This window comes from Oleiphilus sp. HI0123 (genome assembly GCF_001635315.1).
Window position 1 is genome coordinate 1 of record NZ_LWGE01000778.1, and the last position, 3367, is coordinate 3367.

Here is a 3367-nt window from a genome sequence, read left to right on the forward strand (position 1 = left end):
AAAATTATGAGAGTTGGAACCTTGAAGCTATCATCCAAAATTCGATCCGTCGCACAGCTTAGTTCACTAACGTTGCTATTTGCTGGCGCCACATCTTACGCAGCAAATACTAATTTAGATTCCCTTGAAAATATCTCTCAGGAATTGGTTGAGATACGTCAGCAGATCTCGTCTTTGCACGATGAAATCAACTTCAAGAAAGATAGTTTCAATGATCAGATACGGTCTTACTCTAACCAAAAATCTGACTTGGATGTAAAGATTAGCCGTTCTGAGTTGAATATCAAAGACCTACAGCGCGAGCTAGAAAAACTTCAAACAGCTAATAAAGATAAGTTTGAAGCCTACGACGAGGTTAGCCCGGTTCTTAAAAATGTTATTGCAGAGCTTAAGGTTTCTCTAGCTGATTCGATTCCATTTAAGTTGCCGCAGCGCTTGAAAGCCTTAGATGATATTGAGCATCGCTTAATTACAAATATTATCACGCCTAACAAAGCAGCTAATCAGCTATGGGCCTTTGTAGAAGATGAGTTAATCCTGGGTCGAAGCAGTGGTATTTATAATGAGTCGCTGTTTATTTCGGGTGAAGACAAGCTAGTTAAGGTTTTACGCTTAGGAAAAATAGCGATGTTTTTCAAAACCTCTGATGGTGAATATGGGGTGATTAAGCAAGAGAGTAGCGGATGGAATCAAGCTTCAATAAGCGGAAGTGAAAATCTACGCGAACTTGATTATTTATTTGATTCTTTCAATAAGAACATCCGCAACGGATTGTTCAAGGTACCTAACTTTCTTCCTGCTAACACTTCCTCGAATTAATTTTAGGCCTAACACGGATATTTGATGTAATGAATATGAGTAACTTAATACGATTATTATCGCTAATGATGGTGGTTTTCAGCTTATCATTTACTGTTCAGGCAGGAGAGCTAGAGCAGGCATATCAGAAGGAATATGCTTATCTGGTCGCTGAGAAAAAGGCTTTAGAGCAACGCTTGGTTAAGTTGTCCGAATCTCAGGAAATTACCTTGAAGAAACTTCAGGGTGATATTGATGGCCTGCAAAAAAGCTATTTAAAGAAAAAGAATCAGGTCGATCGTCTCAATCAGGATATTGTCGAAGCCTCGCGTGATGTCGACTTCAATGAGAATGACCAATTACTGCTTGAAACAACTCTTATACAGGCTCGCTCAAGTTTGAGTAAGCTGGGTGTAAATGTTGATGAAGCCTTAGATATGGATAAGCAATTAGGGCAGGCGTTTAAAGAAGCTGCGAAGACATTGCATTCTGATAGTGGTGTAAATAAGGCTCAGGCAACTTATTTTGATGTTTCCGGTAAAGAAGTTAACGGAGAAGTCTTGAATGTTGGTCGTATCGCTCGCTTTGGCTTGGATGCTGAAAATGGTGGCGTACTAGCGCCAAGCGGCAATGCTAAGTTTAAAGTTTGGGATACTGAGTCGTCCCAATCTATTCAAGGTGTCTTGGGTGGCGAATCAAATATCCCCGTATTCCTATTCGACAATGTTGATCTGGCGATAGAGAAACAGGCAGAAAAAGGTTTCTCTGATGATATTAAAGCAGGTGGCTTGATAGGTAAGATCATTCTTGCAATTGGCTTGTTAGGTTTAGCTTTAGTTGCTCTAAGAATTATCTTCTTGATTATGCTTGGTTCTGATATCCAAAAGAATACCGTTAGAGTCAATCAACTCGTTGAAAGTGATGGAATCGATGCGGCACTAAAAGCGTGTAAGAAAAACGCAAGCAGTGCTAATAGAGTTATCTCTGCAACGCTTCGTAATATCAAGAAAGAGCGAGACCATATCGAAGATATTATTTCAGAAGCAATCTTGTTCGAAAGCTCCAAAATAGATCGTTTCGGCTCAGCAATACTTGTTATTGCAGCGGTTTCGCCTTTGCTTGGCTTGCTAGGTACGGTTACCGGCATGATCGGTACCTTCGATATCATTACCGAATTTGGTACGGGTGACCCCAAGTTACTATCAACGGGTATATCTGAAGCCTTGGTGACAACTAAGTTTGGCTTGATCGTTGCGATCCCGCTGTTGCTGATAGGTAATATGTTGTCTAGCTGGGCACTTCGCACCAAGAACGGCCTAGAGCGTGCAGCGCTCAACGTGATAAACACCCATAAAGAATCGACAAATGTGTAATTAAGCTCATAGCTACCTAGGCCTTGGGTCTTGGTAGCAAGCTTTCCATTGATTATTAGATTCTGTTTATAGGGAACACGAATGTTAGAAATTATCCCCAATACCAGTACCTTGCTCGAATACTACGAGATGGGGGGCTTTGTTATGTTGCCTCTCATTTTTGTCTCTATTTTGTTGTGGTTCGCCTTGGTCTACAGAGCGATGAATATTCGTTCGGCGCAACATAACCCTCGAGACTTGGTTCGTCGGGCAAAAAAGCAAAAAAAGAAATTTTTAAAACTTAAATCTACGACGGCTGAAGCGGCTAAATTTGCGATGGATACCTCGCGAACGGTTTCATCTCCGGAGCTTTTGAAAGCGCTGATAGATGAAGAGTTTTCAATTATTAAAGAAGGCTTGGGCAAACATAAAACGCTAGTTCGCTCATTGGTTGCTGTAGCACCACTGCTTGGTTTGCTCGGTACCGTAGATGGCATGATTGAAACGTTTAATTCGCTAGGCGATATGGCCTTGTTTAGCCAGTCAGGTGGTATTGCCGGGGGCATTAGTAAGGCATTGTTTACCACTCAAATGGGATTAGCGATTTCTATTCCTGGCTTAATGATCGGAAGGATCATCGAGCGAAAGGAAAGGAATATTTATCGTGAGCTTGACCAGATCCGCGACCTGGTTGTTGCAAGATCTAAAGAGAGTAGCAAGCGTCAACAGCAAGCTTAATAACTGACTCATATATACCGGCACTGAATTGTTATGGGGCCTGGTAACACAAGATTTAAAACGAGGCATGAGCCATGAGATATAGACAAGAAACTGAAGAAGAAGGTCAGATCGACATTTCACCCTTGATTGATATGGTATTTATCCTATTGATCTTCTTTATGGTTACCACAACCTTTGTAAAAGATATGAAGCTGGACCTAGACCGACCCAGTGCATCGAGCGCCGCAGCGGCATCAACCAAGGCCACACGCGTATTCATCGATAAGTTAGGTGATGTCTATGTCGATAATCAGCCTGTCAGAATTTACAGCCTGCAGAGTAAACTTCGCGACATGTTGCGCGTTAGTACAGATAAGTCGGTACTGGTTGTAACCGATGAGAACGTACCGGCGAAGCTAGTTTTGGAGGTTATTGACCAATGTAAACTTTCCGGCGCGACTGATGTCGGTGTCGCCACCGAGCAAGAGTCCTGAGTA

At 42.0% G+C, this 3367-nt stretch carries 4 protein-coding genes; all 4 read left to right on the forward strand.

Annotated features, from left to right (window positions below; genetic code table 11):
- A partial coding sequence (locus A3761_RS06840; protein ID WP_068750023.1) for a DUF3450 family protein occupies positions 1–819 on the forward strand: 819 nt, incomplete at its 5' end.
- Between the two features lie 35 nt (positions 820–854).
- On the forward strand, positions 855–2171 hold the full coding sequence (locus A3761_RS06845) for a MotA/TolQ/ExbB proton channel family protein (protein ID WP_197470087.1): 1317 nt from the start codon (positions 855–857) through the stop codon (positions 2169–2171).
- A gap of 81 nt (positions 2172–2252) precedes the next feature.
- Positions 2253–2888 carry a MotA/TolQ/ExbB proton channel family protein gene (locus tag A3761_RS06850; RefSeq protein WP_068553322.1) on the forward strand — a complete coding sequence of 212 codons (636 nt, stop codon included), beginning with the start codon at positions 2253–2255 and terminating at the stop codon, positions 2886–2888.
- A gap of 74 nt (positions 2889–2962) precedes the next feature.
- Positions 2963–3364 carry a biopolymer transporter ExbD gene (locus A3761_RS06855; protein ID WP_068553323.1) on the forward strand — a complete coding sequence of 134 codons (402 nt, stop codon included), beginning with the start codon at positions 2963–2965 and terminating at the stop codon, positions 3362–3364.
- Positions 3365–3367 lie beyond the last annotated feature (3 nt).